The sequence below is a fragment of the Nonomuraea sp. NPDC003709 genome, assembly GCF_040610775.1.
Lineage (GTDB): Bacteria > Actinomycetota > Actinomycetes > Streptosporangiales > Streptosporangiaceae > Nonomuraea > Nonomuraea angiospora_A.
This window is the reverse complement of record NZ_JBEXMW010000010.1, coordinates 368,948-369,794: the sequence shown is the minus strand read 5'-3', so window position 1 is coordinate 369,794 and position 847 is coordinate 368,948. Positions and strand designations below refer to the sequence as shown.

Below are 847 nucleotides of genomic sequence, written 5' to 3'. Positions count from 1 at the left end.
GCAGAACTCCGATCAAAGGAATGATCATGACCCTGGTAACCACTTGGACGACGCTCAAAGCATCCAATTCGGCGGACCTCGTCCTCTGCGTCGACTTCACGGAGACCGGCCGCGCGGAGGCGGGCTTCCCCGAGCTGGTGGCGAACATTGACTATGACGCGACCTTCTGGCACGTGCGCCCGCCCGCCGTGGCGCCCGGTTGCGGGATCGACGGTGCCGCCTATGTCCGTTCCTGGGTGGAGCCCATCAAGGAGAGCGGCAGGAAGGTCCACGCGGTCATGGGCTACTGCGTGGGCGCCGTCTACGCGACCGAGCTCGTCGACCAGCTGGCCGAGCTGCAGGGCTCGACGCCCGAGCTGATCCTCTTCGACCCGGAGCCAACGAGCCTGGAGAACGTCTACTTCCAGTTCGGCAAGGTCTTCGGCATCCTCTCCTCGATCCTGAACGAGGAGGACGTCGCCCAGCTCCGGGAGACCATGGACACGACGCTCCAGGTCGAGGGGATCACGGTCGAGGGCTACGCCGCCCAGCTGTATGCCACCTTCCGCGAGGTCGGGCACCGCGCGTTCGAAAGGGCCGGGTTCGACCCGGAGTACTCCGAGGAGATGTGGGAGACGTTCAGCGCCTTCCTGGCCTTCCTCACCTACGCCGACCACCTGGACCCCTGGGAGGGGTGGCTGCGCGCCATCGCGGTGAGCTCGTCCAACCCGAGGAACGGCCTGAACCGGCTGCGTGACTCCGGTCGCACCGTCGTGGCCGAGGAGCTCAGGTTCGAGGAGGGCCACGACGTGCTGCTCACCTCGGACGAGGTCGCCAGGGCCGTCACCAAGCTGCTGGAGAGATGATC

The 847-nt window shown here is 66.4% G+C and carries 1 protein-coding gene; it reads left to right on the top strand.

Annotated elements, in window-relative coordinates; genetic code table 11:
- The first annotated feature begins 26 nt into the window (after positions 1-26).
- Positions 27-845: a hypothetical protein gene (locus ABZX61_RS30490; RefSeq protein ID WP_355199594.1), complete on the top strand. Its 819-nt coding sequence runs from the start codon at positions 27-29 to the stop codon at positions 843-845.
- The last annotated feature ends 2 nt before the right edge of the window (positions 846-847 follow it).